Here is a 580-nt window from a genome sequence, read left to right on the forward strand (position 1 = left end):
GTCTGGGGGAGGACTACCGAACCCAGGAGGAGGTGCGCGGTGGCGCGTGGCAAGGGCTCAGCCGGTGCGGGCCGCGGTGGCGCGGCCGACCGGGCGAAGGACGTGAACCGCAACTTCGGGCTGCTGATGCTGCTCGGCGTGATCCTGGTGATCGGCGGCGTGGTCGGCCTGATCTATGTCGGCGTGGCCACGCTCACCTCCGTGCTGCTCTTCGGCTGGCTGCTGCTGATCAGCGGTGCGGTGGGTCTGGTGCACGCGGTGACCTCGCGCGGCTCCAACTACTTCTGGCTCGGTCTGATCGTGGCCGCGCTGTATCTGGCGGCCGGTGTGGTGGTGCTGCGTCACCCGGAGACGACCGCCGAGGGGTTGACGCTGTTCGCGGCACTGCTCTTCCTGACCGGTGGCGTGTTCCGGTTGGTGGGCTCCGTGGTGACCCGGGGCCCGGAGATGCTGTGGACGTTCGCGCAGGGTGCCGCCGGCCTGATCCTGGGGTTGCTGGTGTTGTTCGAGTGGCCGCGCAGCAGCCTCTACGTGCTGGGCACGTTCTTCTCCCTGGCGCTGCTGTTCGAAGGTCTCGGCC

The 580-nt window shown here is 69.1% G+C and carries 1 protein-coding gene; it reads left to right on the top strand.

The features are described 5' to 3' along the window. Positions 1-126 precede the first annotated feature (126 nt). On the top strand, positions 127-580 hold a 454-nt coding region (locus GL263_RS27690; RefSeq protein WP_182858460.1), incomplete at its 3' end, for an HdeD family acid-resistance protein.

The sequence above is a fragment of the Streptomyces durbertensis genome (genome assembly GCF_014156695.1).
GTDB lineage: Bacteria > Actinomycetota > Actinomycetes > Streptomycetales > Streptomycetaceae > Streptomyces > Streptomyces durbertensis.